We start from the raw sequence: 255 nt of genomic DNA, 5'->3' as shown, positions 1-255 counted from the left end.
CTGTAAGCATTACTCCCTGACAAAGGCTGCGCCGCCCGGCGAGAGCGGTGTTGCGTTTGTGACGCTGTCGCAGGAGGGAAAACGTCTTGAAACGTTGCTACCGGAGGGCTGGACACAGGACTTCAACACCTTTTTCACCCTCAGCGCCAAAGACCTTACCGCCCTGCTCAGTTTCTGCACCGCATGCAGTCTTGACGGTATGCAGATGCGCGGCGCCGGAGGCACCACCCGCAGTCCGCTCGATAAGCTGGAAAT

The 255-nt window shown here is 58.8% G+C and carries 1 protein-coding gene; it reads left to right on the top strand.

Annotated features, from left to right (window positions below; all coding sequences use genetic code 11):
• Positions 1-255: hypothetical protein (locus AC1RPJ_RS08255; protein ID WP_481762925.1), on the top strand; the 255-nt coding region annotated here is incomplete at both ends.

The sequence above is a fragment of the Dellaglioa sp. CoH-57-MRSF-17 genome, from assembly GCF_056782015.1.
Note: the sequence above shows the minus strand (reverse complement) of the source record. Positions and strands in the feature narration are given on the sequence as shown.